This window comes from Paenibacillus aestuarii (genome assembly GCF_027789125.1).
In the GTDB taxonomy this organism is placed as follows: domain Bacteria; phylum Bacillota; class Bacilli; order Paenibacillales; family NBRC-103111; genus Paenibacillus_E; species Paenibacillus_E aestuarii.
Genome location: NZ_JAQFVF010000092.1, coordinates 94,615 through 120,185, shown reverse-complemented (window position 1 = coordinate 120,185; position 25,571 = coordinate 94,615). Strand labels below are relative to the sequence as shown.

Below are 25,571 nucleotides of genomic sequence, written 5' to 3'. Positions count from 1 at the left end.
GGATGTACGATGCCGCTTATTGATATGCCGTTAGAGAAGCTGATGACTTATGAAGGACGCAACCCGCGTCCGGACGATTTTGACGCCTATTGGGAGCGCGCCCTGGCTGAGATGAAAGCTGTTGATCCGCAAGTCGAACTGCGCCCCAGCGAGTTTCAGGTGCCGTATGCGGAATGTTTTGATCTTTATTTCACGGGTGTGGGCGGCGCACGGATTTATGCCAAGTATGTTCGTCCGAAGCACGCCGAAGCGAAGCATCCTGCGATCGTACAGTTTCACGGTTATTCCGGGAACTCGGGGGATTGGGCGGATAAATTGTCCTATGCGGCGATGGGTTTCTCCGTGTTCTCCATGGATTGCCGGGGACAGGGCGGCTTCTCCGAAGATGTCGGCGGCGTTAAAGGCACGACCCTTCGCGGACATATCGTCCGCGGTCTGGATGATCACCCGGATCAGCTCCTGTTCCGGGCGATTTTCCTCGATACGGCGCAGCTTGCCGGCATAGCCATGAGCATGCCGGAAGTGGACCCGGATCGTGTAGGCGCGATGGGCGGCTCGCAAGGCGGCGCCCTGACGATCGCTTGCGCGGCGCTGGAGCCCCGCATTAAGCGCTTAGCGCCCGTGTATCCATTCCTCAGCGACTATCAACGCGTGTGGGAAATGGATCTGGCGAAGGATGCCTATGCCGAGCTGAAAGACTTTTTCCGCCGGCATGATCCGCAGCATAAGCGCGAGCAGGAGATTTTTACGAAGCTCGGGTATGTTGACATTCAGAATTTGGCGGAGCGCATTCAAGGTGAAGTGCTGATGGCCGTCGGTCTCGCCGATACTGTGTGCCCGCCATCTACACAGTTTGCCGCCTACAACAAAATCAAAGCGGATAAAAACCTCGAAATCTATCCGGATTTCGGCCACGAAGGCCTTCCAGGGTTCAACGATAAGGCCATGCAATTTTTATCCAAGCTCTAAGTATAAAAAATGTCTGCAGCCGGCATCTTAGCCAGCGGCAGACTTTTTTAGCTTGCGATTATGCCTTTGCTTTGAAATGGACGACGGCGCTGTACAACATTTTGCCTGCGTTCGGGTCGAACACAACGTGGTGTTGAATGGCATGAACATCGAGCAGCAAGGCTTTATTGTTCTCAATTTGCTCGTCGATCTTTTGTTCCAGCGTCCTCATGTCATAGGCTTGGAAGAATTCAATTTTATTTTCAATACGGTCTAGGCGGAAATCCATCTTTTGTGCTCCTTTATGATTCATGATCTTATCTATTATGACATCAAACACCCACCTATAGGAAGTGATGAGCTTTGAAGTCTACACGGTTATTGATTGATTTTCTTAAGCAAAAATGGCCGTTGTATTTGATTGCGGTAGTATCGATCTCCATTGGCAATATTATTAACTCGTATTACCCCAAGGTGCTTGGTATCTTTACCGACGAGCTGCAGGAAGGGGGATTAACGAGCACGTTAATCGTTGATTACAGCTTGAAACTGCTGCTGATCGGCATTTCCTACGGCGTACTTGTCGCTATCGGCCAGTACATAATTATGCGCAACGGCCGGCGTTTCGAGTTCGTTGCCCGCAACCGGCTGTTCGACCATTTCACACAGCTCAGCGCAACGTTCTATGCCAAGCACGGCGTCGGCAAGCTGCTTAGCTACGTGATGAACGATGTCACCGCCATCCGCGAGTCGATCTCGATGGGGATCAACCAGATCACAAACTCGACGATTCTGATCGGCGCCGTCATCGTGACGATGCTGTTCAGCTCGATTCCGCTCTATTTAATCATCGTCTGCGTATTTCCGCTGTTGTTTATTCCTTACCTGGCCGTCAAGTTCAGACCGTTGATCCGCAAACATTCACTGCTTGTGCAGGAATCGCTGGGCCGGATGACCGAGTCGGCCGAGGAGCAGTTCGGCGGCATCCGCGTCGCCAAAAAATTCGGCGTCGAGCCGATCATGATGACGCGCTTCGGCGAAACCGTAGAGCGCATTCGCGACAATCAGCTGCGGCTCGTCCGGCTATCCTCGCTGTTCGAGGCGCTGATTCCGTTTCTGGGCGCACTGGCGCTCATCGTCGCTTTAGCGTTCGGCGGCTACTTGACGATTCATCACCGTATCACCATCGGCAACTTCGTCGAGCTGACGTTGTATATCCGGATGATGGTGAACCCGCTGCAGCAGATCGGACGCGTCATCAATACGATGCAGCGTTCGCGCGCCTCCATGGAGCGCATCAACAACCTGCTCGATCTCAAGAGCGACGTCGTGGACAGAGAGCTTGCCGAGATTACGGATCTGGAGCACGACGGCATCCGCATCGATCATTTGTCTTTTGCATATCCGGACGATGAAGATGAAGTGCTGCATGATATATCGATCACGCTGGAGCCGGGTAAATCGCTGGGTATTATCGGAAAAACGGGGAGCGGCAAAACGACGCTGGTCAAATTGCTGCTGCGCATCTATGAGCCGCCTGCCGGTACGGTTTGGATCGGCGAGAAAGATATCCGCGATGTGACGCTCGAAAGTCTGCGTAATCAAATCGCATATGTTCCGCAGGAAGGCTTCCTGTTCAGCACGACGATTCGCGACAATATTGCCTTCTACAAAAGAGAGTCATCGCTGGATCAGGTGGAGCGAGCGGCGAAAAAAGCGCAAATCTTCGCCAGCATTACCTCCTTCCCGGAGCAGTTCGAGACGAAGCTGGGCGAACGCGGCGTCACACTCTCCGGCGGGCAGCGGCAGCGCACGAGTCTGGCGCGCGGCATTATCAAGAACTCGCCGGTCATGATTCTGGATGACAGTGTGAGCGCCGTGGATGCGGTGACGGAGAAGCGCATCGTGGACACGATCCGTAAGGAACGCTCGGATAAAACGACGATCTGGATCGCGCACCGCATCAGCGCGCTGAAGCATGCTGACGAAATCATCGTCTTGGATGAGGGGCGGATCGTGCAGCGCGGCACCCATGAGGAGCTGCTGGCCCAAGATGGCTTGTATGCAGAGCTGCATGCGATTCAAGAAGGGGGGACGCAGGAAGCTCATGAGTAACCGTACGAAGGAAGAAAAGAGGGCGGCAAAGTCGGCTTTTCGCGGCCTCTATGCCTATGCCAAGCCACATCGGCTGACCTTTGCGATCATTGTCGTCTGTACCTTGCTCGGCATCGCGGCGGATCTGTTCCAGCCGTACTTGGTGAAAATCGCCATTGACGACAACTTGATGATCGGCAAAAACGATTATCGTTCACTCATCATCATTTGCCTGATCTATGTCGGGCTTTCCATCGGCAGCTTGTTTTTTAGCTATTTGCAAAATAACTTGCTGCAGTTTGCCGGGCAGAGCATCGTCGCGAAAATCCGCAAAGATTTGTTCAGCCATATTTTTCGCTTATCGATGTCGTTCTACGACCGCACGCCGAGCGGCAGTCTGATCACGCATGTGTCGAGCGATACGGAGACGCTGAACCAGTTTTTTACCCAGGTCCTGCTCAGTCTCGTGCGCGACGGGATGACCTTGGTTTTTATCATCGTCATGATGTTTCACTTGGATACGCAGCTCACCTTGTACAGCATGATTGTCATTCCGATCATTGCGTTCATTGCGATCAGCTTTCGCACCTATATGCGGAAAACGTATCAAAATTCCAGAACACAGCTGTCCCAACTAGTTGCTTTTGCAGCGGAAAACTTATCTGGCATGCACCTGATTCAGGCTTTTCACCAGGAGAAGGAACAGATCAACCGCTTCGAAGGGCGCAATCAGGGGTATTTCAGCGCCAACCTGCGGGAAGTCCGTACGAACGTTTTGTTTAACCGCTCCTTTGACATTTTGGGCAACCTTTCGGTCGCATTCATTACTTGGCTTGGAGGGATGGCCGTTTTTCATAAAAGTATTGAATTCGGTGTGCTGTATGCGTTCATTACGTACATCCGGCAGTTTTTTCAGCCGATCAACAACATTACCCAGCAGTGGAACACGCTGCAGTCGACGACGGTGTCGATGGGGCGGATTTGGAACATTTTTTCCACGCAGCCGGAAGTGGCGGATAAAGCCAATCCGCAGCCGGTCGATTTTGCGAACGTGCGGGGAGAAATTCATTTTAACCATGTTGGGTTTGGCTATCAAAAAGATATCCCGGTCATTCATGACTTGGAGCTGCGCATTCAGCCCGGCGAAATGATTGGGATCGTCGGTACGACGGGGGCGGGAAAAAGCTCGCTGATCAGCCTGCTGTGCCGCTTCTATGACGTGCAGCGCGGGAGCGTGCACATCGACGGCACGGATGTCCGGGACATCCGGCAGGCTGATCTGCACAGGATGGTCGGTCTTGTGCAGCAGGAGCCGTATATGTATGCAGGCAGTATCTTGGATAACGTACGCCTGTTCGACGAGACGATCTCCAAAGAGCGCGTGTACGAAGCGTGCCGGCTAGTAGGTGCGGATGCGCTGATCTCGAAGATGAAGGAGGGCTATGAAACGCGCATCTCCGAGCGGGGGAGCGGGCTTTCCGCCGGCGAACGGCAGCTGATCTCGTTTGCACGCATCATCGTCTTTCAACCGAAGGTGCTCATCCTCGATGAGGCGACGGCCAATCTGGACTCGCAGACGGAGCAGTTGATCCAGTCCGCCCTGCAAATCGTCGCCGAGGGGCGGACCACGCTGGTCATTGCCCATCGTATCTCGACGATTATCCATGCGGACCGAATTATCGTGATGCAGCACGGCCGGATTATCGAGGAAGGCAATCATGAGCAGCTGTTGGAGCTGCATGGTTACTATGAGCAGCTATTTCTGCATGCGCAGGGGAAAAGCAATCCCGCGCATACCTATTCATAGCGCCGAGAGGGCGTACCGGAAGCTTGATGGCTTGCGGTACGCTTTTTTTGCATGCAGCGGCGCGGGGGAGGCTCTCGTTTGGAGTAGCTAAGTTGAGCTTGGAGCGCGTGCCGGAGCGGAGGAGATGCTGCAGTTCGGATTTGCCGAACTACAGAGCGGCGGAGCGAGGTAAATGTATCTCTAGTTCGGATTTGCCGAACTACAGAGCGGCGGAACGAGGTAAATGTATCTCTAGTTCGGATTTGCCTGCTTACAGAGGCGGATTTGTTCGTTTGGCTACTTTCTGGCGTCTGTAATTGGGCAAAACCGGACTGGAGCGGTGTTAGCGGTGAGGGTAGCGTCTGCAATTGGGCAAATCCGGACTGGAGTGCGGGGGAGGCTCTCGTTTGGAGTAGCTAAGTTAAGCTTGGAGCACGTGCCGGAGCGGAGGAAATGCTGTAGTCCGGATTTGCCGAACTACAGGTAAATGTATCTCTAGTTCGGATTTGCCGAACTACAGAGCGGCGGAACAAGGTAAATGTATCTCTAGTTCGGATTTGCCTGCTTACAGAGGCGGATTTGCTCGTTTGGCTACTTTCTGGCGTCTGTAATTGGGCAAAACCGGACTGGAGCGGTGTTAGTGGTGGGAGCAGCGTCTGTAATTGGGCAAATCCGGACTGGAGCAGTGTTAGTGGTGGGAGTAGCGTCTGCATTTGGGCATATCCGGACTGGAGTGAGGGGAGGCACTTGATTGGAGTAGCTAAGTTGAGCTTGGAGCGCGTACCGAAGCGTAGGAATTGCTGTAGTCCGGATTTGCCGAACTACAGAGCGGCGGAACAAGGTAAATGTATCTCTAGTTCGGATTTGCCTGCTTACAGAGGCGGATTTGCTCGGTTGGCTACTTTCTGGCGTCTGTAATTGGGCAAAACCGGACTGGAGCGGTGTTAGTGGTGGGAGCAGCGTCTGCAATTGGGCAAATCCGGACTGGAGCAGTGTTAGTGGTGGGAGTAGCGTCTGCATTTGGGCATATCTGGACTGGAGTGAGGGGAGGCACTTGATTGGAGTAGCTAAGTTGAGCTTGGAGCGCGTGCCGAAGCGTAGGAAATGCTGTAGTCCGGATTTGCCGAACTACAGAGCGGCGGAACAGGGTAAATGTATCTCTAGTTCGGATTTGCCTGCTTACAGAGGCGGATTTGCTCGTTTGGCTACTTTTCGGCGTCTGTAATTGGGCAAATCCGGACTGGAGTGGGGGGGAGGCTCTCGTTTGGAGTAGCTAAGTTAAGCTTGGAGCGCGTGCCGGAGCGGAGGAAATGCTGCAGTCCGGATTTGCCGAACTACAGAGCGGCGGAACAAGGTAAATGTATCTCTAGTTCGGATTTGCCTGCTTACAGAGGCGGATTTGCTCGTTTGGCTACTTTCTGGCGTCTGTAATTGGGCAAATCCGGACTGGAGTGGGGGGAGGCACTCGTTTGGAGTAGCTAAGTTGAGCTTGGAGCGCGTGCCGAAGCGTAGGAAATGCTGCAGTCCAGATTTGCCGAACTGCAGCGCGGATGGCAGTGTCGCGAGTGCTGTATCCGGTGAAACCGGGACTGCAGCGAGGAACTTGCGCGGCAAGCGCGGCTCAGCCCGCGTCTCGCAGCCGCTCCAGGATGCGCCGCTTCCGGTATAACATCGACGCGGCTTCGCCGACATCCTGCAGCGTGCCGCGGTTGATCCAGGCGCCGATGATGATGCCCGCGACCGGGATGAACTGGAACAGCTTTTTCCAGCCCCAGTTGTCGCGGTACGTGGCGAATACTTCGCGCCAGCCTTGCAGCTGCGAGATCATCTGCGCCTGCTCGCGATCCGCTCCGTAGACGGCGAGCTCTTCCAGAATCGCTCGCTTGCCGACGATGTCGGAGGAGGAGAATTGCAGGCATTTGACGGTGAAGATCCGCTCTTCCTTCTCCTGCGGGTCGTAGCCGTAGCAGATCGCGATCTCCTGGATCAGCTTCAAGGACATGGCCAATACAGCTGGAATATCGACAGCCAATGTAAAAATACCGCCGATGCCCGTTGTCGCTCCCTGCAAAGTCGCGGCCTTCGCGCTCATCTTCACGATCGATGCTGCGGCTTGATCCATAACGCCGAGCGGCAGATGGCGAACCCGCTCCAACGTCATCTCAGTAGCGCCGCCAAGCGACAAGTCCTGCTCGCCATCAGCTTCGCCGCCAAGCGGCAAGCCCCGCTTGCCTTCAGTCGCGCCGCCAAGCGACAAGTCCCGCTCGCCATCAACCGCACCGCCATCAGCAGCCTGTTCCAGCCGCGCCAAAGTCGCTTTTTCCGAGATGAGATACCGCCCTCCCGCCTGTAAATAATGGCCAAGCTCGTTCAGCGCCTCACCGATTTTTTTATGCACGATAGCCGGTGTCAGCCGGTCGAGCAGCTGAAAGGGCATCCGCCCGATTTTTTCCCAAAACCATAAATCCTTCTGCCCGGCTTCCCAGCGTTCAATCTGCGCAAGTTCATCCAGCAGTTCCTCACGCGTTTCTCGTTGCTTCGACACGGATTTCAACTCCTTTTTCATGCTATACGTAAAGATTCCCTCTGAGGATGCAGCGTACTCCTAAAGATTAGGCGTATGACAAGGTACTAGGAATAGATAGTACTTCACAGCAGATATATTTAACGTACAATGAAAGTAAGGAAATGGAAGGGGGCCGGCAACGGTGAAATCCAAATTTGTCACGGTACAACTAGGCTATGTGCTGGGTGTAAGCTCGCTGTTGACAGCGATTGTTTATTTTTTTGCTACAAACTGGGAGGCACTTTCACGCGCGGAAAGGTTTGTACCGATTTTTGTTCTGATTTTAGGCTTCTATGGCTTGTCCGTATGGCTTTCGCGCAATAGTGAACGCGCATTTCTTAGCCGGTTAAGCTTATTCGCATCGTGCGTATCGTTTGGTGTCGGGGTCGCTTTGATTGGGCAAACGTACAATTCGCACGCCGACAGCTACAGCCTGTACGCGATATGGTTCATCCCTGCGCTGCTGTTCTCGCTGCTGACGCGCTGGCAGCCATTTTATGTACTTGCCTACGTGCTGGGGCATCTCGCGTATTCGTTCTATTTTTTTCCAAAATGGTGGGGGCGGCCAGAGGCGGAAGCGGCTGAGATCGTCATCCTGCTGGTGTTGGCGGTAATCAACGGTTTGATTTACGCGCTAACGGAGCGCGGGCGCCTGCAATCGGGTTTTTTAAAATGGGTGTCCTTTCAAGTCGCGATCCTGCTCATGCTGTGGACGTCGAACTCCATCGTTTTTGAACACTTCGGCGGCTGGATGAACATCCTGCTGCTAGCGGTTCTTGCCGGTGTGATCCGCTATGTTCACCGCACCCGCAGCAAAACGTATCTGCTCTTCGCAGGCCTCTGGGTTTCCATCGCGATGACGATGAAATACATCGAATTGGCTGTGCACTACTATAGCATCTGGTTTTATATCGGCGGTGTGCTCTTTGTGATCTTGTTCGTCGGCGCCAATGTGAAGTTCGTGCACTATGTACGAACGTGGAACCCGGCGGCTGCGCCAGCCGCTGTTGAGCCCGCAGAAGCTCCAGCCAAACAGGAAGGTGAGTTTGCCAAATGGATGGCACGGGTGCTGACGGTGGCTGTTATCGTCATCGGGACGTTGATCGGCAGCCTGTCGCTAGTCGGCTTGGTGACGACGTTCACTGATTTTCATAACCCTGAGTATTTTTTGATCGGATTCGGCTTGCTGGCTGTCGTCACCATGATCTGGCTTTCAAAGATCAACAATCTCGTGCGGTACACACTGTTAAGCTGTGGTCTGCTGCTTGGGGCCGGAACAGCGGCGGTCGAGTCGGATACGGTTATGCTGGCGCTTTTCCTGCTGCTGACCATTCTTGCTTTTATCCGTATTGACGGCTTGGTGCAGCGCATTTTGTTCGTCCTTGCTGGCGAGGTGATGGCCACCGTGCTGCTGGGACAATGGCTCGATCAGACTGTTCCCGTATTTACGGTTCTAACGATCGTCTTGTTCGTGATTTTCCTGCTTGCTAATCTGATCCGCCGGGAGCCTGTGCGCAGTCCCTTGCTGTACAGCAGCTTTCCATCATTCCTGCTTAGCTTTTTTATTCTGACATTTATTACGGAAAATGCTTGGTATTATGCAGTGAATGCGTTGTTTTTTATCACGGTCATTGCTGTGTTAGTCATTGGCCGCCAACTACAAACGTCATGGATTTATGACTGGGGGCTGGCGTTCTGGACCGCGTTTCTCGTTTACAAATATTACGATCTGGCCTGGAAGCTGCTGCATAAGTCCATCAGCTTTGCGATCCTTGGCATACTGATTCTTGCGATTACCGTGTGGTACGAAAAGCGCAACCGCCAGGATATCGCCGGATTCACTGAGGCATCCGATGTGTACAGAGGCAGCCGCTTGCTAATCGCTGTGCTCGTGCTTCTGCAGCTTGCGGCCATGGGCCTGCAAATCGGCAAAAGCGAGTGGCTGCTCGCGCATGGCAAGCTGATCAAGCTGGAGCTGGCACCGCTGGACCCGCGCTCTATGCTGCAGGGCGACTACGTCCGCTTGCGCTATACAATTTCAAGCCCTGAGCTGCAGGAAGGTTGGGAGGACAGTTCTATTTTTCATAAAAAAATATCCGTCGTTCTTTCGCCGAATCCGTCGACAGGCATCTATGAATATCGCCGCTTATTTATGCCAGGAGAGCGGCTCGGCTCCGACGAGGTACGGTTAAACGGCACGATTTCCGGATATGAGAACATTGAATACGGAATTGAGACATATTTTGTTCCGGAAGGCACGGGACATGATGTTGAAAGAATGGCTAAATATGCGGAAGTGAAAGTTTCCGCGGGCGGGGACGCGATTCTTGTCCGATTATTGCAATATCCGGACATTGTAAGATAGTTCGTTTATATGCTAAACTAACCCAAACTTCGGTGTGGGGGATGGAGACGGCATGTGGCTTATTTATTCGGTGCTCGCAGCGTGCAGCTTCGGGCTCCGAGGCATTTTATACCATTGGACGAGCCAGCAATCGCTGAATCGGAACGCACTGCTTTGCGGCACTTTTTTTATGGGCTCGCTCATTAGTCTTGTGTGTGCGCTCATTTTCCGCCAGGAATGGTCGGTAACTGCGCTGGTCGGGGTGCAAATGGGGTTGTTTTCTTTTGGCGGTAACGCCAGCATGTTCAAAGGCTTCGCCGTCGGCAAAGCATCGCTCGTCGCTATTTTGACGGGACTTCCCTCTATCGTTGTGGCGATGGTCGCCTATATGATCTGGGGAGAGCGCCTCAATATGATGCAGATTTCCGCATTCGTCGTTATCGTTGCTGGAATTTTGCTCGTACGTTATTCGAATGAAATTTCATTAAGCAATCTGCAGGGGGCGCAGTGGGGATTGCTCGCATTATTCCTGTTCGCCGGCAACGATTTGACCGGGAAATGGTCGACGCTGCTGCAATCTTCGCTCTTTCCGACTTTGTTTCTGATGTTCACGACAGGCGCTTGCTGTTTTGGCGCGTGGTGGTTGAAGGATTACCTCCGCTCGAACAAAGATGAACAGCATCCGCAATCCAAATGGAATTTGCGGAACACATTTCTCATCGGTATGGCTGTCGGGATCACGAACGTGGTCGGGATGATTCTGATGATCAAAGCTTTTGACTATGGCATGGCGGGACTGGTTTCAGCGGTTGCAGCGATGAATGTGCTGCTGGTTCTGCTGTATACACGTTTCGTGTTGAAGGATAAATTCACACGCTTGGAGCAGTCGGGACTCGCGATGGCTTTTGTCGGCATTATTTTGATGCGTCTGTTTGCCTCTTGACAACTTCTGGATGATCCTGTATAAATGGATGTAATATTCAGATAATTCAATATTAAACATTGATGAACAGGACAGTAGTTCTTGGCGGACAGTCGCAGCGAGCCGGATCAGGTGGGAACCGGTACGAAAGCCAGGAATGAAGCGGGCCTGGGAAATGGTCTTCTGAACATGTGCGCTGTCTTTGTAGCAGCGTGATGAGTGGTAGGAAGATCCGGCAATAGCCGTTATCGGTTGAGAGATCAGACCAACGGTCTGATACTTGGAGTGGTACCGCGGGAATGAACAGCTCTCGTCTCTTTGGAGACGGGGGCTTTTTTGCGTTCGCCGAATGGATGGCTTGAATGACGAAGGAGGAAACAAGATGCTGCACAAACATTTAGCTGATGGGATTGAAAAGCAAGTTACCGCATTACTGCTGGAGGAAGGCGTGGAGCATCCGGCAACGCTAAAAATTGTCACGGAGCACCCCGTGCGTTCCGAGCACGGCGACTATAGCAGCAATATTGCCATGCAGTTGGCTAAAATATTGCGCAAACCCCCGCTGCACATCGCACAGACGCTGCAGCAGCGCATTCAAGAACAGGGCAGCGTGCAGAGCTTATTCCGCCAAGTGGATGTCGCTCCGCCGGGGTATTTGAACTTTTATGTGAATTGGACGTTATGGGCGGAGATGGAGGGGGCTGCGGTGATCGCCCAAGAAGGGATGCGCGAAGGGAAACCGCTGAAAGTGCTCGTCGAGCATACGTCGATCAATCCCAATAAAGCAGCTCATGTCGGTCATCTGCGCAACTCCTGCATTGGCGATTCCTTATCGCGCATGCTGCGCTATGCCGGCTATCAAGTCGAAGTGCACAATTACATTGACGATCTGGGCAATCAATTAGCTGATACGGTTGTGGGGCTGCTGCATACCCAAACGGAACAGTCTTACGCCCGATTTGGCGACTTTTGCTGGGAAACGTATGCCAAGGTCAACCATGCTTTCAAGGAAAACCCGGCGCTGCTGGATGAGCGCGTGAAGGTTCTCCATGCCTTGGAGGAAGGATCTTCTAATCTGGCATGGGTAGGCGAGCTCGTTGCCGAACGTATCGTCCGCGAGCAGCTGGAAGAGATGAAGCATTTTGGCATCGGCTACGATGTGCTCGTGTGGGAGAGCAGCATTGTGAAGGCCGGCTTTTGGCAGGATGCCTTTGCGCTGCTGCAGGAAACCGGCATGTTCCATAAGGAGACCGAGGGCAAGCTGGCCGGCTGCTGGGTGCTGAAGCAGTCTTCTGAGGGACCTGGGGCGGAGGAGAACGCCGATTTTCAAGCGGATAAAGTGCTCGTCCGTTCCAATGGCATCTTGACCTATACGGCCAAGGATATCGCTTATCATTTGTGGAAATTCGGGATATTGCCGAACGATTTTGTTTATAAAAAATGGTCGGAAGGGCTGTGGTCAACCGCTCCGTCCGGCAGTAAAAAACCGATTGGACGCGCAGATTGCGTCATCAATGTCATCGATCACCGCCAGCAATATCCGCAAGCTATGGTAAAGCTGGCGTTGAGTGTCCTCGGCTACGATGAGCAGGCGAGCCAGCTTAAGCATGTGAGCTACGGCGTCGTATCGCTCAGCCCGGACACGGCTGCGGGCCTCGGCATCGACGTCGCTGATGGCAAAGCCGCTTATGCGATGTCAGGACGCCAAGGGATCGGCATCAAAGTGGCCGATCTGCTGACGCGCATGGAGAGCATCATCGACGCTAAGCGCTCGCGTCAAGCGGGTATCTCCAGCAAAGCTATTGCTGCTGCGGCCATTCGCTATTATTTGCTGAAATATCAGCTGCAAACGGAGGTTGTTTTTGATCTGCAGCAGGCGACCGAGGTGACGGGCAACTCAGGTGTGTATTTGCTGTATGCCTATACGCGGGCGAACAGCATTTTGGAAAAAGCGGCTGTGCAGCCGGAACTGCAAGCTTTGGTGGGCAAGGGCAAGCTTGATGTGACTCTGCTCGCCGAGCAGGAAAATCAGCTGCTCAGGCAGATCGCCTACTGGCCGGAGACACTGGAAGCAGCCGTCCAGCAGCTGGCGCCGAGCTTGATTTGCCATTATGCGTTTGAACTGGCGTCGTTGTTCAACCATTTTTACAGTGCGTGTCCGGTGCTCAAAGGTGATGCGGACCTTATCGCGCACCGCCTGTGGATCACGCAGCGTTACAAGGAGACGCTGCACCATGCGCTAGAGGTGCTCGGGCTGCCGACGCCGAAGGGGATGTAAGTTGAGGTGCGAGGTGCTCTGGGCGCATTGGGTCGCTGTGCGCCGAGGCGGGATGCGGGACCGTTTAGCCAGGATATCCGCTATGATCAGCCGTTAAAGGTGGCTTGAGGTAGCTTAAATGGTTGTAGTTCGATTTTTGCCTGCCTACAGTGAGCCTTTGCGCAGCCATTTGCGCTGTAGTTCGGTTTTGCCCAATTGCTGGGCGAAATTCGGCGGAATAAGGCGTTGGTGGTCGCTGTAGTTCGGCAAAATCGGCCTACAGCGCCTACCTACGCCGCAGGCAGCGCAGTTAGCGGGTTTTATCCCGTCTGCAGCCACCTGAAGTGGGCCTCCCACCACCTTCCCTGAGGCTCCGTCATCCACGTGGCTCCGTTGTTCCCGCCGCTCCCGCGCCCCCCGACCATGCGCCGAGACGGGCTGTTTCCCTGCATCATATGCTAAATGGAATATGTCCGCAGGAGGGGATGACGCTTGGTTCGTTCGCGAGTGAAGACGTACAGGTACCGCATGGGGAAGAACAATTTTATCGTCATCAAAATTTACCAGTCGGCCAAAGCCGCTGCTGAGCAGGGCAATGTGCTCGCCAGTAACGCTTTGAACATTCAGATTATCAAGAACGCCGCCAAGAACCGCAAGCGCACCAACAAAAGCAAGAAAAAACGCTAGCCCCCGCACAGCTTCAGGCTAGGATTTTACCAGGACCGGCAAGGAAAGGGGGTGTTCGCGGATGAAACGCAAAGCAACCAGAAGACAAACCGTAACAAGCGGTTCAACAAGAGTAAAAATTGGACAAAGCGCCAAAGCGTCCATCGGGCAAGGCGGAAATGCGATTATTGTCAATGCTTCGGAGGTCGGCGTCGTGCGCATTCGCCCATAATGTCGCAACTAAAGCTTTCTGAACTTGGACAAATGCGGTACAATAGAAGTATTCGTGCCAATTTGATTGATCCAGGAGGCTTCAACGCTAATGACTGAAAAAGATACCGAGACTCAAGCTGAGCTCACTGAACAAGAACAAGCAGAACTAGAAGCTGGGCAGGAACAAGCGAGAGCCCAATTGATCATGAACTGGTTTCAGAACATTCAACAAGTGCTGCAGGGGCAGTACCCGGAGTATGAAGTCGATGGACAAATCGGCAACAATCCGACGTATGGTCCGATGTTTGCGTTTACTTTGACTAAAGAAGGCAAAACCTGCACTTGCGGATTTTTCTTAAATGAAATCATGCGTAATTTCCAAACTAACCCGAACGCCATCCTATGGATGTCCTCGTTCTTCGTCGACTTGCTTCGCAGCCCGGAAAGCCATCCGCTGCCGAACCCGCCGCAATCGGAAGACGAAGCGAAGGAACTGTTGGATAAACATATCGTTCCATATTGCGCCGGTGCCATCCGTGAAGAATTCCCGGATCAAAAAGTTTATGTAGACCTGGAGCTTCATCCGGAGCATGGTCCAGTTCTCGAAGCGGGCTTCGTTTCCGTTATTGAAGGCAACAACACATGCGCGCTGCCATTGCAATATTTGATGACGCTTTACCTGCTGAATCGTGATCCGGCAGAGCCGATGGTGCAAGCGATGTACCGTCTATATGAAGAAAATAATTTAGGCGACAGCGCAGGCACACCAAGCGAATAATGCCGCGTAGGCGCAGAGCAAGAAATAAAGCCAGGGAACTGTTGAACTGCATCTCCAATGTTAGTTGAGTCTAACATTAGGTGGAGTTCACCTGTGTCCCTGGCTTTTTTTAGAGAGAGCGGAAGTCTGCGTAGCTCCGAATCGTGCGCGGCTGCGTCAGTCCAGCTAACGTCGCGTACTTGAGGGCGTGCGAAGTGTTGAACAGCACGACGGAGTCCGTTGGCCGCAGCCAGCCGCTGTCACAGCCGGCAAGCAGGCCCGCCCACGTCGCAGCGCCTTCCGGCGACGCGGAAATGCCTAGCGCGCCAAGGCTCGCGGCCGCGCTGGCGATCTGCTCGGCAGGCAGCGCGATGGCCGTGCCGCCGCTTTGCTCGACCGTCGACAGGACCAGCTCCAAATCCGGAGGATTCGGGACGCGCATCCCTGTCGGGTTTGGCTTGCACGCCCCTTCCGCCGAGACGGCGCTTACTTGCGCCCGCGCAGCTAAGCCGTCGACGACAGGCTGGCAGCCCTCCTCCTGCACGCAGACGAATCTCGGCAGCGGCCCGTCGATCCAGCCCAGCGCTTGCAGCTCGCGGAACGCTTTCCACATCCCGATGATTCCGGATCCGCCGCCGGTCGGATAAATAATGACATCTGGAAGCTTCCACCCCAGCTGCTCAGCCAGCTCGAGCCCCATTGTCTTTTTGCCTTCCACCCGTCCAGGTTCCCGCAGCGTGCCGACATTGACCCAGCCTTGCTCATCCTTGCCGGCGTCAATAATAGCGCCCGCATCGTGGATGAGCCCATCAACTAAGAACGTATGCGCGCCATAATCCGTACATTCTTGCACGATCAGCGGCGGACAGTCCCGCGGTATAAACGCATACGCGGCAATGCCCGCACGGGCCGCATACGCCGCCAAAGCGCCGGCAGCGTTGCCGTTCGAAGGGACGGCGGCTTTGGTGACGCCGGCTTCTTTCAGCAGCGAGACGGCGGCGGAGAAGCCGCGGGACTTGAAGCTGCCCGTCGGATTTTGTTCTTCTCTTTTTACCCACAACTGCCGGATCGGCAGCTTTTTCTCACTTTCATACATGCGCAGAAGCGGTGTCCAGCCTTCGCCTAAGGAGACGATACAGTCCGGTTTGCTTACCGGAAGCAATTCATAATATCTCCACATCGAAGGGTAGCGTTGGACAAGCGCTTCTTTGGTCAACATGCTTGCAATTTGCTCCACATCATAATCGACCAGCAGGGTGCCGCCGCAAGTGCATTTCATATTCTGGTAGCGAAAAGGGAGCGATTGCGAGCACCGCGAGCAGATAAGCCTCATCCGATTCCGATTCATAGTCTGCCTCCTTGGAGAGGTTGTATAGTACAAACGCGCTCTACTGAATTAGACTATTAGCGGAATACGGCGAAGGGGACGGCATGTGTCTAAGGGCATCGCCTTATTTCTTGGAAAAAGATTTGATCTTGCGGAACATCGATTTATTTTTCAACTTCAGGAACAGCCCCAACATCGGCGCAAAGTTGACTTCAATGACCCATACATTCCCATCATGATCCAGGCCCATATCGATGCCCATCGTGTGCACCCATGGATAGGAGGCGTCCAGCTGCCTGGCGGAGTCCAGCGCGACTTTATCCATTTTTTCCAGCAACCGGGCTCGTGACATGCTCTTTAAGGCGGAATGATTCAGCACGTGCTCGACGGAAACGACCTTGCCGCTGCTGCGGCGCACGTTGGTGACAATGAAGCCTTTGCCGGCGACCTTCGCCAGCTTGCCTGTCACCTGCCAAGGGGCTTTGCGGCTGCTGCGCTGCACCATGACACGCAGGTCAAAGGGGCGTCCTTTCACCGTTGCCAGCGGAATGCGCTGCTGCACGAGATACGTTTTCTTGCTGTATTTATGAATATAAGCATTGAGTGCAGACTTGCTTTGGTACGTTTTCTTGTTCGCGCCGTTATGAACTTGATAAGTGCCACCGGCCAGCCTCTTGATGCGGATGACGCCATGGCCGCCGTAGCTGCCGGTTGGTTTGATGATGACCTGATCATATTTATCCAGCATGCGCCAGAGCGAGCTTTCCCTAAGCCATTTGGTCTTGGGCAGGTGGGGGAGAAGTTTGGCGTCTTTTCGCATAATTTTATATTTGGTCCACTTGCTGGTGCTTAATTTACTCATGGTTCTTCGCTTCTTGCTTCGTAATGACAAGATCGTGCTCTTCCACGGAGACAAGCTGGTTCCGTTCATCCACGAAAACAACCTGCGGCTTGAGCGCGCGAATTTCATCCTCATTCATAAGACCAAGGCTTAAGATGACCACCAGGTCGCCAGGTTGAAAAAGATGGGCCGGAGGGCCGTTCAAGCCGATTTTGCCACAGCCTTCAGGTGCGGGGATGGCATATGTTTTCCAGCGGGTGGCGTTGCGGAGACTCGTAACCTGGACCATTTCATAGGGTAAAATGTTCGCTTTTCGCATCAGCAGGCCGTCTATCGTGATGCTCCCTACATAGTTCAGATCCGCTTCCGTGACGGTGGCCCGATGTATTTTTCCTTTGCACATTAATCGCTGCATGCGCGGCACTCCTTCGTTATGGCTTTAGGTATTCATCACAACGTATGAGCAATTTGCCATTAGCGGTGCAGGCATTTGACCCGATTAGCGGAAAATGGGCGTAAACAAAAAAAAATCCCCTTGCGGGGACGGGGGATTGTTCAGATAAGCTTTAAGCCGCTGATCAGCACGAGGCTGGCGATGATCGTTCGCAGCAGCGCAGTCGGCGCTTTGGCGGAGAGCATACTGCCTACGAGAACGCCGGGGATCGAGCCGAGCAGCAAGTTCAGCACGAGCGTGTAGTTTACGTTTCCCATGCTAGCATGCAGAACGCCGGCCGTCGTGGCCAAGAAGAAGGCGTGCGCGATATCAGTGCCGACGAGCTGTGTGGCGCTCATGCGGAAGAAGTAGAGCATCGCAATGGCGTAGAGCGAGCCGGAGCCGATGGAAGTTAGGCCGACGATGAAGCCGAGCACGGCGCCGATGGTAATAGTCAGACCGCGCTTCTCTTCAAGCGATTTTAATTGCCAGCGGTTCTCTTTGATTTTATGGCCGAAGAAGACTTTGATAAGCGTAGCAATCGCCACAAGAATAAGTACGTAGCCCAACGCATGCTTAATGATGACCTCTTGATTATGGTAATACGATTCAAACAAGCGCAGAAAACCGACAGCGAGAATGACACCGGGAATGCTGCCCATAGCCAAATGTTTGACAAGCCGCCAATCGATTGACTTTTGCCGCCAGTGCTGAATCGTGCCGAATAGTTTGGTGACAGAGTTATACAACAGGTCGGTACCCACGGCAATGGAAGGATGAATACCGATCATGACCAAGATAGGGGTGAGCAGCGACGCGCCGCCAACACCTGTTAAGCCGACCAGGAAACCAACCAAAACGCCCATCAATAAAATGCTTAAAGTCATGTCGTCATGTCCTCTCAATTCCTACTAATCATATTGGATTTATTTTATTCCATGGTGCTTGTATTTGTAAAGGGGAAAATATACAGGAGCCACCGTTCAATATATGGCTGGACTTCATTCTGGGTGAATGTCCCTGTACGGTCAGCGCGTATGTTAACATAGAGAGACTGGAAAGCATTGAAGATTCGGAGGTGTAAATAATGAAAAGCCGTACTACGGTGATGGTCAGCATCGTCCTCGCCATGCTTGTCGCCTCGATGGACACGACAATTGCCAACACGACCATGCCCGTGATCGTCAAAGAGATCGGCGGCCATGATTTGTATGCCTGGGCATTTACGTCGTATATGGTGATTTCGACGGTGCTCGCGCCAGTGGCTGGCCGGCTGTCCGATTTGTTTGGGCGCAAAAAGATTTTTGCTACGGGGATTGTGTTGTTTCTTGGCGGGTCGTTGTTGTGCGGGTTGTCGCAGTCGATGATCCAGCTCATTATTTTCCGCGCGATACAGGGGATTGGGGCCGGCGTGATGATGCCTTTTCCTTCGATTATTGCCGGGGATCTGTTCAGCGTTGAGCAGCGGGGGAAGGTGCAGGCCTTTTTTACGGGCATGTGGGGGCTTTCCGCGATCTTGGCGCCGCTGTTGGGCACTTTTTTCGTTACTTATATGACCTGGCGCTGGATCTTTTTTGTCAACATCCCGGTGTGCCTCATTGCGCTGCTGACGCTGCTCCCGTATCAGGAAGTGTACTCGCCTAAGCGCTCGCCCATCGATTATGGCGGCGCGCTGCTGTTCTCAGCCGGCGTCTCGCTGCTGCTGCTGACAACGGCTGTGAAGCAGCACATGGTTTGGTATGGCGCGGCGGGTGCTGTGCTCTTGATCGCTTTCTTCTGGTATGAACGCAAACAAAGCTCGCCGATCGTGCCGCTGTCCCTGCTGAGCAACCGTCCTGTTGCGGTGATGATCGCCGGTTCCTTTCTCAGCTGCCTGGCGCTGTTCGGCACTTCCAGCTTTATGCCGCTGTTCATGCAGACGCAGGGCTATTCGCTCTTCATCAGCGGCATCGCGTTGTTGTCCACCTCAATCGGCTGGATGGCGGTTGCCGTCCCCGGAGGCAAATGGGTGCTAAAGTATGGGTATAAGCCGTTGTTAATAATTGGAAACGCGTTCATGTTAGTGACCGCCATTATGCTTTATTTTTTGCGCGAAAGCTCTTCATTCTGGTACTCGTTTACGGCGCTAACCGTGCTTGGCTTAGCCTTCGGCATAATCTTCACGATCTCAACGATCGGCTCACAGCAGCTCGTAGAACCGCACCAAAAGGGCATATCGACGTCATTGCAGCTGTTTGCCCGCAATATTGGCACAGCCATCAGTGTAACGATTATGGGCGCAATATTGAACGGCACGCCAAGCTTCTATAGCGGCATTCACAGCATGTTTGTGTTTGCGCTTGTCGCCAGTATTGCGGCTTTCGCCGCGCCATTTGCCATTCCGTCGGCAGCGAAGCAAGCGGGTATCGGAGCTTAGCCCGCCAAACAATAACAAGCCGGACGGCGCCTTCAGCGCGATCCGGCTTTTCAATTAAAGTGCTTCCAGGTGAGCCATAGCAGCAGGGTAGACATAATGACTTGCAAATTGTGCGGCTGTTAAAGGCACACAGAGCATATAGCCTTGGGCCAGATGGCAGCCGTGCTTGTCCAGAAACAGCAGCTGTTCCTGCGTTTCAACGCCTTCGGCGATGACGTTCAACTTCAGGCTGCGGGCCATCGCCACGATGGCGGATACCATACGAGCCTCTTCTTGCGAGGCCGAAATCGCATGCACGAACGATTTATCGATTTTCAGCGTATCCACCGGAACATGGCGCAACACGTTCAAGGACGAGCCGGCGCCGAAATTGTCGAGGACCAGGCTGAGGCCGAGGTTCTTTAAGGCAATCAGTTGTTCAAGAATGTCCGAATCATTGATCATCGCTGTGCTCTCGCTAATTTCAAGCTCCACATAGCGGGCGTCGAGCCCTGTCTCCTGCAAAATAGCGGAAAGCGTGGGCGCCAGCCGCTCATGCAGCTGAATGGCGGATACATGCACCGCGATCGGAACGCGGATCATCCCTGCGTCATGCCACGCCTTCATCTGGGCGCAGGCGGTGCGCAGCACCCAATTCTCGATGGCCGAGATTTGGCCGGATTCCTCGGCAATGGGGATGAACTCCTTAGGCTTAATGCTGCCAAGCTGCGCGTTCTCCCAGCGAAGCAAGGCTTCCACGCCGATCATGGCGCCAGTTGGCAAATGAAAGGCGGGCTGATACGCCAGCGCGAACTCACCGTTGTCCAAGGCGTGCCGCAAAGCCTGCTCAATCGCTATACGGCGATTATAGAGCCTATTCATGCTGGGTTCGAAAAACTGATAACGGCCGGGGCCGCGCTCTTTGGCCGCGTACATAGCTTGATCGGCATGCTTGAGCAGCACGTCCGTGTCCTCGCCATCTTCAGGGAATATGGCGATGCCAATGCTCGTGGATACGACAACATCGCGCTCATTCAAACTAAACGGCGTATAGAGCTGACGGATGACGGATTCAGCTTGTCTGGCGGCGGACTCACGATTCGCCTGAGACATAAGAATGACGAATTCATCGCCGCTAAGCCGCGAGGCGATGCTCTCCGCGGCCAAGCTGCGCGAAAGCAAAGCGGAAAACTTTTGCAAAACTTGATCGCCGACCGGATGGCCTAACGTATCGTTGATGTGCTTAAAGCGGTTAATATCGAGGAAGAGGACAGCAACGCTATGCTCGTGGCTGCGGGCGGCATCCAGCATATCAACAAAAAACTGATGAAACTGGTTGCGGTTCGGCAGGCCGGTAAGCAGATCGTAATAGGCCAGCTGATTGATCATATCTTCGACCTTTTTCTTCTCCGTCAAGTCACGCAGATGAGTGATATAGACAGGTTGGCCGCCGACATGGGCGGCGGTGATCGTGATTTCCGCAGGAAACTTGCTGCCGTTCGCTCGGAACGCGTCCATTTCGATGCGTTTTCCTATGACAGCTTTGTCATAATTGTTGAGGCGTTGAAATAAAGCGGCTGCTTCTTGTCCATTTTGGTCAATGGGGAACAAGAAATCAAACAAAGTGCGGCGGAGCGCCTCGGATCGGGTGCAACCGAATGTTCGTTCAGCAGCCGGATTCCATTCAATGATCCATCCGCGGCGGTTAACGATCAGGATGCAGTCGATGACGGAATCTGTCACGGCGGCTTTCAAGGCCGTTTGCGCGGTAACACGCCGGTTTGCGAAAGGACCACGCAACTTATTGGCAAAAACAAGTATGGAGTAAGCGACAAAAAGCACAATGATGAACGATAGCAGTGCGAGTAATAAAGGGGAATGAATCATGGCTAAAGGATGCATCGCATCACCTCATTTTTCATAAGAAAGGCCCATCCCGAATAACAGGATGGACCCTCGCTACTCGGTAACCTGTCTACCATAGCACCCAGGCGGATGCGTTAGGCCATGGCTTTGCGTCTCATCGTTTCCGATGATTTGCCTTTATCAGATTCGTAGACACATATACAATCTGAGACTTATTATAAAGAGGCGCAAATTTTGCGTCCATAGCAATGTGTGCTTAATTCCGTAAGAAAATGTCGAAAGTGATTAACTTTACATAAATCTACCATTTAGCGGAGGGGAAAAAGAGTGAGGGCAAACGTAAACACGGTACAGGGCATTGTGTTTGACATGGATAATACACTGCTCCAATCGCATATCGATTTTCAGGCGATGAAACGCGAAGTGGCCGGCTATTTGATCGACAGCGGCGTGCTGTCCGCATCCATATCCATCGCTGACCATACGACCTCTACGCTGCTAGAGAGAGCGAAGGCCCAGGGCCTTACCGATGAGATGTATGACGCTGCCATGCGGATTGCCCAGAAGCATGAGGTCGCCGGGATGGAGGAGGCGGGGCTTGAGACGGGAGCACGGGAGCTGCTGTCCACCTTGGCCGGCAAGTATACGCTGGTCATTGTTACGAATAATTCGTATCAAGCGGCGCGGCATGCGCTGGAGATCACGCAGATTGATCATTTTTTTGATCTGGTGATCGGCAGAGAGCAGATGCAGGCGATGAAGCCGTCGCCTTCCGGCTATTTGGCGGCAAAGCGCCAGTTCCCTCAAGTGCAAGAGGAGGCGTGGCTTTCAATTGGCGATTCCTGGATCGACGGGCGGGCTTCGATGGAGGCTGGCATTCCTTTTATAAGCTACGGCGGCTCGCAGGAGGCGCTATCGGACAAAGGCGTTCAAGCTTTTGCTCATATTCAGCATCTGCTGGAGCTGTTAGCTTATGTCTAGCAGGGAGGACGTTAGAGCTAGAGTTGAAAGAGCGCATGAACAAGATTAAAATAAAGATCAGAAGAGTGAAGAAAGAAGTGACTGATATGTTAATCGATGTGAAAAATCGGATAGAAGAACCGCAGATCCAGGAACTGCTTGGCTACAGCATATTCCCTGATCCGGAGCAGCTGGACCAAGCGATAGCGGTCTATAGAGCCGACGAGGCGACGCATCTGTATGTGTACGAATCCGAGGAACGATATGTAGGGATTATTGGCTATCGGCTCGATGAGCATAAGGTCATGCACCTGCTGCATTTGGCTGTGGAGCCGGAGAGCCGGGGAGTCGGGTTTGGCCGAGGCATCCTTCTGGAGACGATCGCCGAGTTCCAGCCGGAACGAATTGTGACGGAGACGGATGAGGAAACCGTTGAATTTTACCGGAATGTCGGCTTCGTCATTAACAGCTTGGGCGAGAAATACCCAGGTGTTGAGCGGTTCCAGTGCACGTATGAGGTGGATGAAGAAACCGACGAATAACAACGATTGCGGATATAAAAAGAGTACTTCGAGAGCATGCAGACACGCTTACGGGAGTACTCTTTTTTGATTATTCATAACGGGTGCCATCTGCGCTTTCAATGAGCAAATTGTATTGAATGGTGGCGTCGACCCGCTTATCGAACGCCTGCGATCGAAATCCGAACAAGGTACTGACTTGAAACGTGTACGTGGACAGTATTTTGGTCGTCAGCTGAATCTGGGAACGAAAGAAGGAACCTTCCGCATCCGAGAAGCCGTAGTCAATGCCGGATAAGGAAGCCGAGACTTGGCGGACAGGATGGGGGTAGGTGGAATACTTCTTAACAATCGTTCGACCTGCACCTATTTTCTCCGGGAAGCGAACGGAATCTGTCATCATTTTGAGCATGTTGATCTCCTCCGCTTTAGTCTATGGGGCCCAAGGAGAATCGGTGCTTAGGAGTCAATTGGAGTTATGATTTCATGGGCGCTTGGCTAGGCTTAGGGTAAGCATTCTGCAAGGGATTAGGAACGATCATTCGGCAGTGGAGGGAATAGGATGAAGGTAGCATACGCAGGAAGCTTTGATCCAATTACGTTAGGCCATACCTCCGTTATTGAGAGGGCGACGAGCTTATTTGATGAAATGCACATTCTTGTGGCGAACAACCGTACGAAACATCACTTTTTTACAATTGAACAGCGGACAGAGCTTGTTCAGCTGTCTATTCCCCGGGACCGCAACATCCGCATCGTCGCCTTCGAAGGCATTGTTGCCGACTATGTGAATGAGCACGGCATCAAGGCAATCATTCGCGGCATCCGCAATGCGACGGATCTGGAGTACGAGCTTCAGCTGGAGCAGTACATGAGAAGCACGACGAACGCGGATACGATCTATTTATCGCCGTATACGCCTTATATGCAGACCAGCAGCTCTCTCGTCAGAATGTTTCTGACCTCTGGGAAAGCCGAACTGGCCCGGGCATATATGGAAAATGACGCATTTGATAAAATGATGACTTATAAGGAGTAATCGATTAGGCCTAAGCTTCGCGAGGTTCTGTGTACAAGTCCTCGTACAATAACGAAAGCATGACGTGGTCTTCCCAGACGTCGTTGATCTTCACATTTTTGCGGGCGATGCCTTCACGTTGAAACCCTGCTTTTTCCAATATCCGCAGCGAACCTCCATTGCTGGGCTTGACGCCGGCCTCCAAGCGATGGAGTTTTTCATGTTCAAAAGCGTAGCGAACGACAAGCTTCGCCGCCTCGCTCATGTAGCCTTTGCCGTTATGCGCAGCATCGAGCGAGTAGCCCATCATCGCCTTCTGCAGCGGCCCGCGTATTACCTCAAACAGGCTGATATCACCGATTAGCTCATCCGTTTCCTTCAGGAAAATGCCGAAGTTGAACTTAGTACCTTTTTTCCGATCTTCTTCCCAGCTGTGAATGTTCGAGATCTGCTTATCAAGTGTATAATAGCTCTCCTCGCGAAGCGGGGTGAAAGCTTGGAAAAACTCACGATTGCGCTTGTGCAAGCTCAGCAACGCCTCTGCGTCGGAAACTTCGAAGAAACGGATATAGATGCGTTCGCCGGTATAGGTCATTCTCTTAACATCCTCTCTCTATATGATATATCTTTGTGTCTATCATTCTATCCTACCACACGCCCTTATATATGAAAAAGGCCGGAGCCAGCGCGATTCGCCAGATCCAGCCCGATGGTCTCAAGATTTGCTAAAAAGCGCCCGCCAGTCGTCGATTTCCAGCGATTGCACAGCGCCATGATCGATGTGCACGGAAAAATAATCGTGCATGTGGGGGCCTGCCTCCGAAATGTACCGTTCGACATGGCTGATTTGCTCTTCGTCGTCCAGCGTGCGGCGCACCCAATCAGGGAAATTGTGCGTTTTGCGTGCGGATTGCGACTGCTCAAGATGCAGCCCGGCCGCAGCGGCGAGCGTTTGCCATTCCGATACCGGCAGGCAGCGGACATGACTATAGTCGCGCATCGCCTCGAATGTATTCATGAAAACGCCGAGCTCGGCATCTTCAGGGACGATATTATCGATGAGCACCAGCTTGCCTCCGGGGCGAAGTACCCGTGCCGCTTCTTTCAGGAAGCGATCGGGATGAGGAAAGTGATGCGCGGCGATCCGGCAGGTGACCGCATCAAACGATGCATCAAGAAACGGCAGCCGCTCGGCATCCGCGATGACGAACGTGACATTGCTGCAGGAGGAACTATCCAGGTGTGTCCTGGCAGCGGTCAGCATGAGCGGCGTCAAGTCGGTCGCCACAACGTGCTGTACATGCGGGGATAGCCGCTTGGCCACATGGCCGCCGCCTGTCGCGATGTCGAGGACTTTCCAGCTGGCAGCAGGATCGAGCCAGGACATGAGCGCGTCCAGGTCGCTGCCCTTCGCGTGGGTCTCGCTATTGACGTACTTCTCCGCATGCTGGCCAAACTGCGCTTGCACGTGTTCCTTCAATTTCTCGTCATTGTTCATAAATGAACGCCTCCTAATTTCATGTAATGAAACATGATATCATATAATGAAATTGTAAATTCAGTGTATCATATCTCCCAACAAATTCCTATAGGTCGCTTCACAAGTAAAAATATTAGACAATCCTTCATAAAGGGAAGGTCATTTTGCACTTCCTTT

The 25,571-nt window shown here is 53.1% G+C and carries 25 protein-coding genes, 1 riboswitch and 1 other annotated feature; of the genes, 14 read left to right on the top strand and 11 right to left on the bottom strand.

Annotation, left to right across the window (positions count from 1 at the left end; translation table 11 throughout):
- Positions 1-9: 9 nt before the first annotated feature.
- Positions 10-969 (top strand): acetylxylan esterase, encoded by a 960-nt coding sequence (locus O9139_RS32465; protein WP_270885886.1) that lies wholly within the window; start codon positions 10-12, stop codon positions 967-969.
- A 58-nt stretch (positions 970-1,027) separates the two neighbouring features.
- On the opposite strand, the gene O9139_RS32460 is transcribed toward O9139_RS32465, so the two are convergent.
- Entirely contained in the window at positions 1,028-1,237 is a 210-nt protein-coding gene (locus O9139_RS32460) for a YrzA family protein (protein ID WP_270885885.1), read from the bottom strand.
- 74 nt (positions 1,238-1,311) lie between these two features.
- On the opposite strand from O9139_RS32460, the gene O9139_RS32455 reads away from it, so the two are divergent.
- From O9139_RS32455 to O9139_RS32445, 3 genes are all read left to right on the top strand, one after another.
- The gene (locus O9139_RS32455; RefSeq protein WP_270885884.1) at positions 1,312-3,063 is read left to right on the top strand and encodes an ABC transporter ATP-binding protein; all 1,752 of its coding nucleotides are present in this window, start codon (positions 1,312-1,314) and stop codon (positions 3,061-3,063) included.
- A complete protein-coding gene (locus tag O9139_RS32450) occupies positions 3,056-4,849 on the top strand; it encodes an ABC transporter ATP-binding protein (RefSeq protein WP_270885883.1) in 1,794 nt (597 codons plus the stop codon). The genes O9139_RS32455 and O9139_RS32450 overlap by 8 nt, the downstream gene beginning before the upstream one ends.
- A 1,462-nt stretch (positions 4,850-6,311) precedes the next feature.
- The gene (locus O9139_RS32445) at positions 6,312-6,497 is read left to right on the top strand and encodes a hypothetical protein (RefSeq protein WP_270885882.1); all 186 of its coding nucleotides are present in this window, start codon (positions 6,312-6,314) and stop codon (positions 6,495-6,497) included.
- Here the strand turns inward: O9139_RS32445 and O9139_RS32440 are convergent.
- Complete coding sequence (locus tag O9139_RS32440) at positions 6,450-7,394, bottom strand: EcsC family protein (protein WP_270885881.1); 945 nt, start codon at positions 7,392-7,394, stop codon at positions 6,450-6,452. The genes O9139_RS32445 and O9139_RS32440 overlap by 48 nt on opposite strands.
- Before the next feature lie 142 nt (positions 7,395-7,536).
- Here O9139_RS32440 and O9139_RS32435 point away from each other — a divergent pair, with 142 nt between their 5' ends.
- The 3 genes from O9139_RS32435 to O9139_RS32425 all read left to right on the top strand — a co-directional run bounded on the left by O9139_RS32435 (position 7,537) and on the right by O9139_RS32425 (position 12,938).
- Positions 7,537-9,759: a GDYXXLXY domain-containing protein gene (locus tag O9139_RS32435; RefSeq protein ID WP_270885880.1), complete on the top strand. Its 2,223-nt coding sequence runs from the start codon at positions 7,537-7,539 to the stop codon at positions 9,757-9,759.
- A 52-nt stretch (positions 9,760-9,811) separates the two neighbouring features.
- Positions 9,812-10,681, top strand: coding sequence for a DMT family transporter (locus O9139_RS32430; RefSeq protein ID WP_270885879.1), 870 nt, complete (start codon positions 9,812-9,814; stop codon positions 10,679-10,681).
- Between the two features lie 53 nt (positions 10,682-10,734).
- Positions 10,735-10,981 (top strand) — a binding site (T-box leader).
- A 61-nt stretch (positions 10,982-11,042) separates the two neighbouring features.
- Positions 11,043-12,938 (top strand): arginine--tRNA ligase, encoded by a 1,896-nt coding sequence (locus O9139_RS32425; protein WP_270885878.1) that lies wholly within the window; start codon positions 11,043-11,045, stop codon positions 12,936-12,938.
- 144 nt (positions 12,939-13,082) lie between these two features.
- Here O9139_RS32425 and O9139_RS32420 read toward each other — a convergent pair whose 3' ends face one another.
- Positions 13,083-13,277, bottom strand: coding sequence for a hypothetical protein (locus O9139_RS32420; RefSeq protein WP_270885877.1), 195 nt, complete (start codon positions 13,275-13,277; stop codon positions 13,083-13,085).
- A gap of 132 nt (positions 13,278-13,409) precedes the next feature.
- Here O9139_RS32420 and O9139_RS32415 point away from each other — a divergent pair, with 132 nt between their 5' ends.
- The 3 genes from O9139_RS32415 (at position 13,410) to O9139_RS32405 (ending at position 14,574) form a co-directional block, all read left to right on the top strand.
- Positions 13,410-13,604 carry a hypothetical protein gene (locus O9139_RS32415; protein ID WP_270885876.1) on the top strand — a complete coding sequence of 65 codons (195 nt, stop codon included), beginning with the start codon at positions 13,410-13,412 and terminating at the stop codon, positions 13,602-13,604.
- A 61-nt stretch (positions 13,605-13,665) separates the two neighbouring features.
- Positions 13,666-13,815 (top strand): hypothetical protein, encoded by a 150-nt coding sequence (locus O9139_RS32410; RefSeq protein WP_270885875.1) that lies wholly within the window; start codon positions 13,666-13,668, stop codon positions 13,813-13,815.
- A gap of 90 nt (positions 13,816-13,905) precedes the next feature.
- The gene (locus O9139_RS32405) at positions 13,906-14,574 is read left to right on the top strand and encodes a hypothetical protein (RefSeq protein WP_270885874.1); all 669 of its coding nucleotides are present in this window, start codon (positions 13,906-13,908) and stop codon (positions 14,572-14,574) included.
- A gap of 109 nt (positions 14,575-14,683) precedes the next feature.
- On the opposite strand, the gene O9139_RS32400 is transcribed toward O9139_RS32405, so the two are convergent.
- The 4 genes from O9139_RS32400 to O9139_RS32385 form a co-directional block, all read right to left on the bottom strand.
- Entirely contained in the window at positions 14,684-15,901 is a 1,218-nt protein-coding gene (locus tag O9139_RS32400; protein ID WP_270885873.1) for a threonine synthase, read from the bottom strand.
- Between the two features lie 103 nt (positions 15,902-16,004).
- A complete protein-coding gene (locus O9139_RS32395; RefSeq protein WP_270885872.1) occupies positions 16,005-16,742 on the bottom strand; it encodes a YheC/YheD family protein in 738 nt (245 codons plus the stop codon).
- Positions 16,735-17,136 carry an aspartate 1-decarboxylase gene (panD, locus tag O9139_RS32390; protein ID WP_270885871.1) on the bottom strand — a complete coding sequence of 134 codons (402 nt, stop codon included), beginning with the start codon at positions 17,134-17,136 and terminating at the stop codon, positions 16,735-16,737. The genes O9139_RS32395 and panD overlap by 8 nt, the downstream gene beginning before the upstream one ends.
- A gap of 140 nt (positions 17,137-17,276) precedes the next feature.
- On the bottom strand, positions 17,277-18,041 hold the full coding sequence (locus O9139_RS32385; protein ID WP_270885870.1) for a sulfite exporter TauE/SafE family protein: 765 nt from the start codon (positions 18,039-18,041) through the stop codon (positions 17,277-17,279).
- 200 nt (positions 18,042-18,241) lie between these two features.
- Here O9139_RS32385 and O9139_RS32380 point away from each other — a divergent pair, with 200 nt between their 5' ends.
- The gene (locus O9139_RS32380; protein ID WP_270885869.1) at positions 18,242-19,570 is read left to right on the top strand and encodes an MFS transporter; all 1,329 of its coding nucleotides are present in this window, start codon (positions 18,242-18,244) and stop codon (positions 19,568-19,570) included.
- Positions 19,571-19,624: 54 nt separating this feature from the next.
- On the opposite strand, the gene O9139_RS32375 is transcribed toward O9139_RS32380, so the two are convergent.
- Positions 19,625-21,451, bottom strand: a complete 1,827-nt coding sequence (locus O9139_RS32375; RefSeq protein WP_270885868.1) for a putative bifunctional diguanylate cyclase/phosphodiesterase — start codon at positions 21,449-21,451, stop codon at positions 19,625-19,627.
- 60 nt (positions 21,452-21,511) lie between these two features.
- Positions 21,512-21,601: riboswitch (cyclic di-GMP riboswitch) on the bottom strand.
- Positions 21,602-21,742: 141 nt separating this feature from the next.
- Here O9139_RS32375 and O9139_RS32370 point away from each other — a divergent pair.
- Both O9139_RS32370 and O9139_RS32365 read left to right on the top strand, forming a co-directional pair.
- A complete protein-coding gene (locus tag O9139_RS32370) occupies positions 21,743-22,396 on the top strand; it encodes an HAD family hydrolase (RefSeq protein WP_270885867.1) in 654 nt (217 codons plus the stop codon).
- A gap of 35 nt (positions 22,397-22,431) precedes the next feature.
- Positions 22,432-22,917: a GNAT family N-acetyltransferase gene (locus O9139_RS32365; RefSeq protein WP_270885866.1), complete on the top strand. Its 486-nt coding sequence runs from the start codon at positions 22,432-22,434 to the stop codon at positions 22,915-22,917.
- 70 nt (positions 22,918-22,987) lie between these two features.
- Here O9139_RS32365 and O9139_RS32360 read toward each other — a convergent pair whose 3' ends face one another.
- Positions 22,988-23,308 (bottom strand): hypothetical protein, encoded by a 321-nt coding sequence (locus O9139_RS32360; RefSeq protein WP_270885865.1) that lies wholly within the window; start codon positions 23,306-23,308, stop codon positions 22,988-22,990.
- 150 nt (positions 23,309-23,458) lie between these two features.
- Here O9139_RS32360 and coaD point away from each other — a divergent pair, with 150 nt between their 5' ends.
- On the top strand, positions 23,459-23,935 hold the full coding sequence (gene coaD / locus O9139_RS32355; RefSeq protein WP_270885864.1) for a pantetheine-phosphate adenylyltransferase: 477 nt from the start codon (positions 23,459-23,461) through the stop codon (positions 23,933-23,935).
- A 10-nt stretch (positions 23,936-23,945) separates the two neighbouring features.
- On the opposite strand, the gene O9139_RS32350 is transcribed toward coaD, so the two are convergent.
- A complete protein-coding gene (locus O9139_RS32350; RefSeq protein ID WP_270885863.1) occupies positions 23,946-24,509 on the bottom strand; it encodes a GNAT family N-acetyltransferase in 564 nt (187 codons plus the stop codon).
- A gap of 120 nt (positions 24,510-24,629) precedes the next feature.
- Complete coding sequence (locus tag O9139_RS32345; protein WP_270886021.1) at positions 24,630-25,430, bottom strand: class I SAM-dependent methyltransferase; 801 nt, start codon at positions 25,428-25,430, stop codon at positions 24,630-24,632.
- Positions 25,431-25,571: the final 141 nt, after the last annotated feature.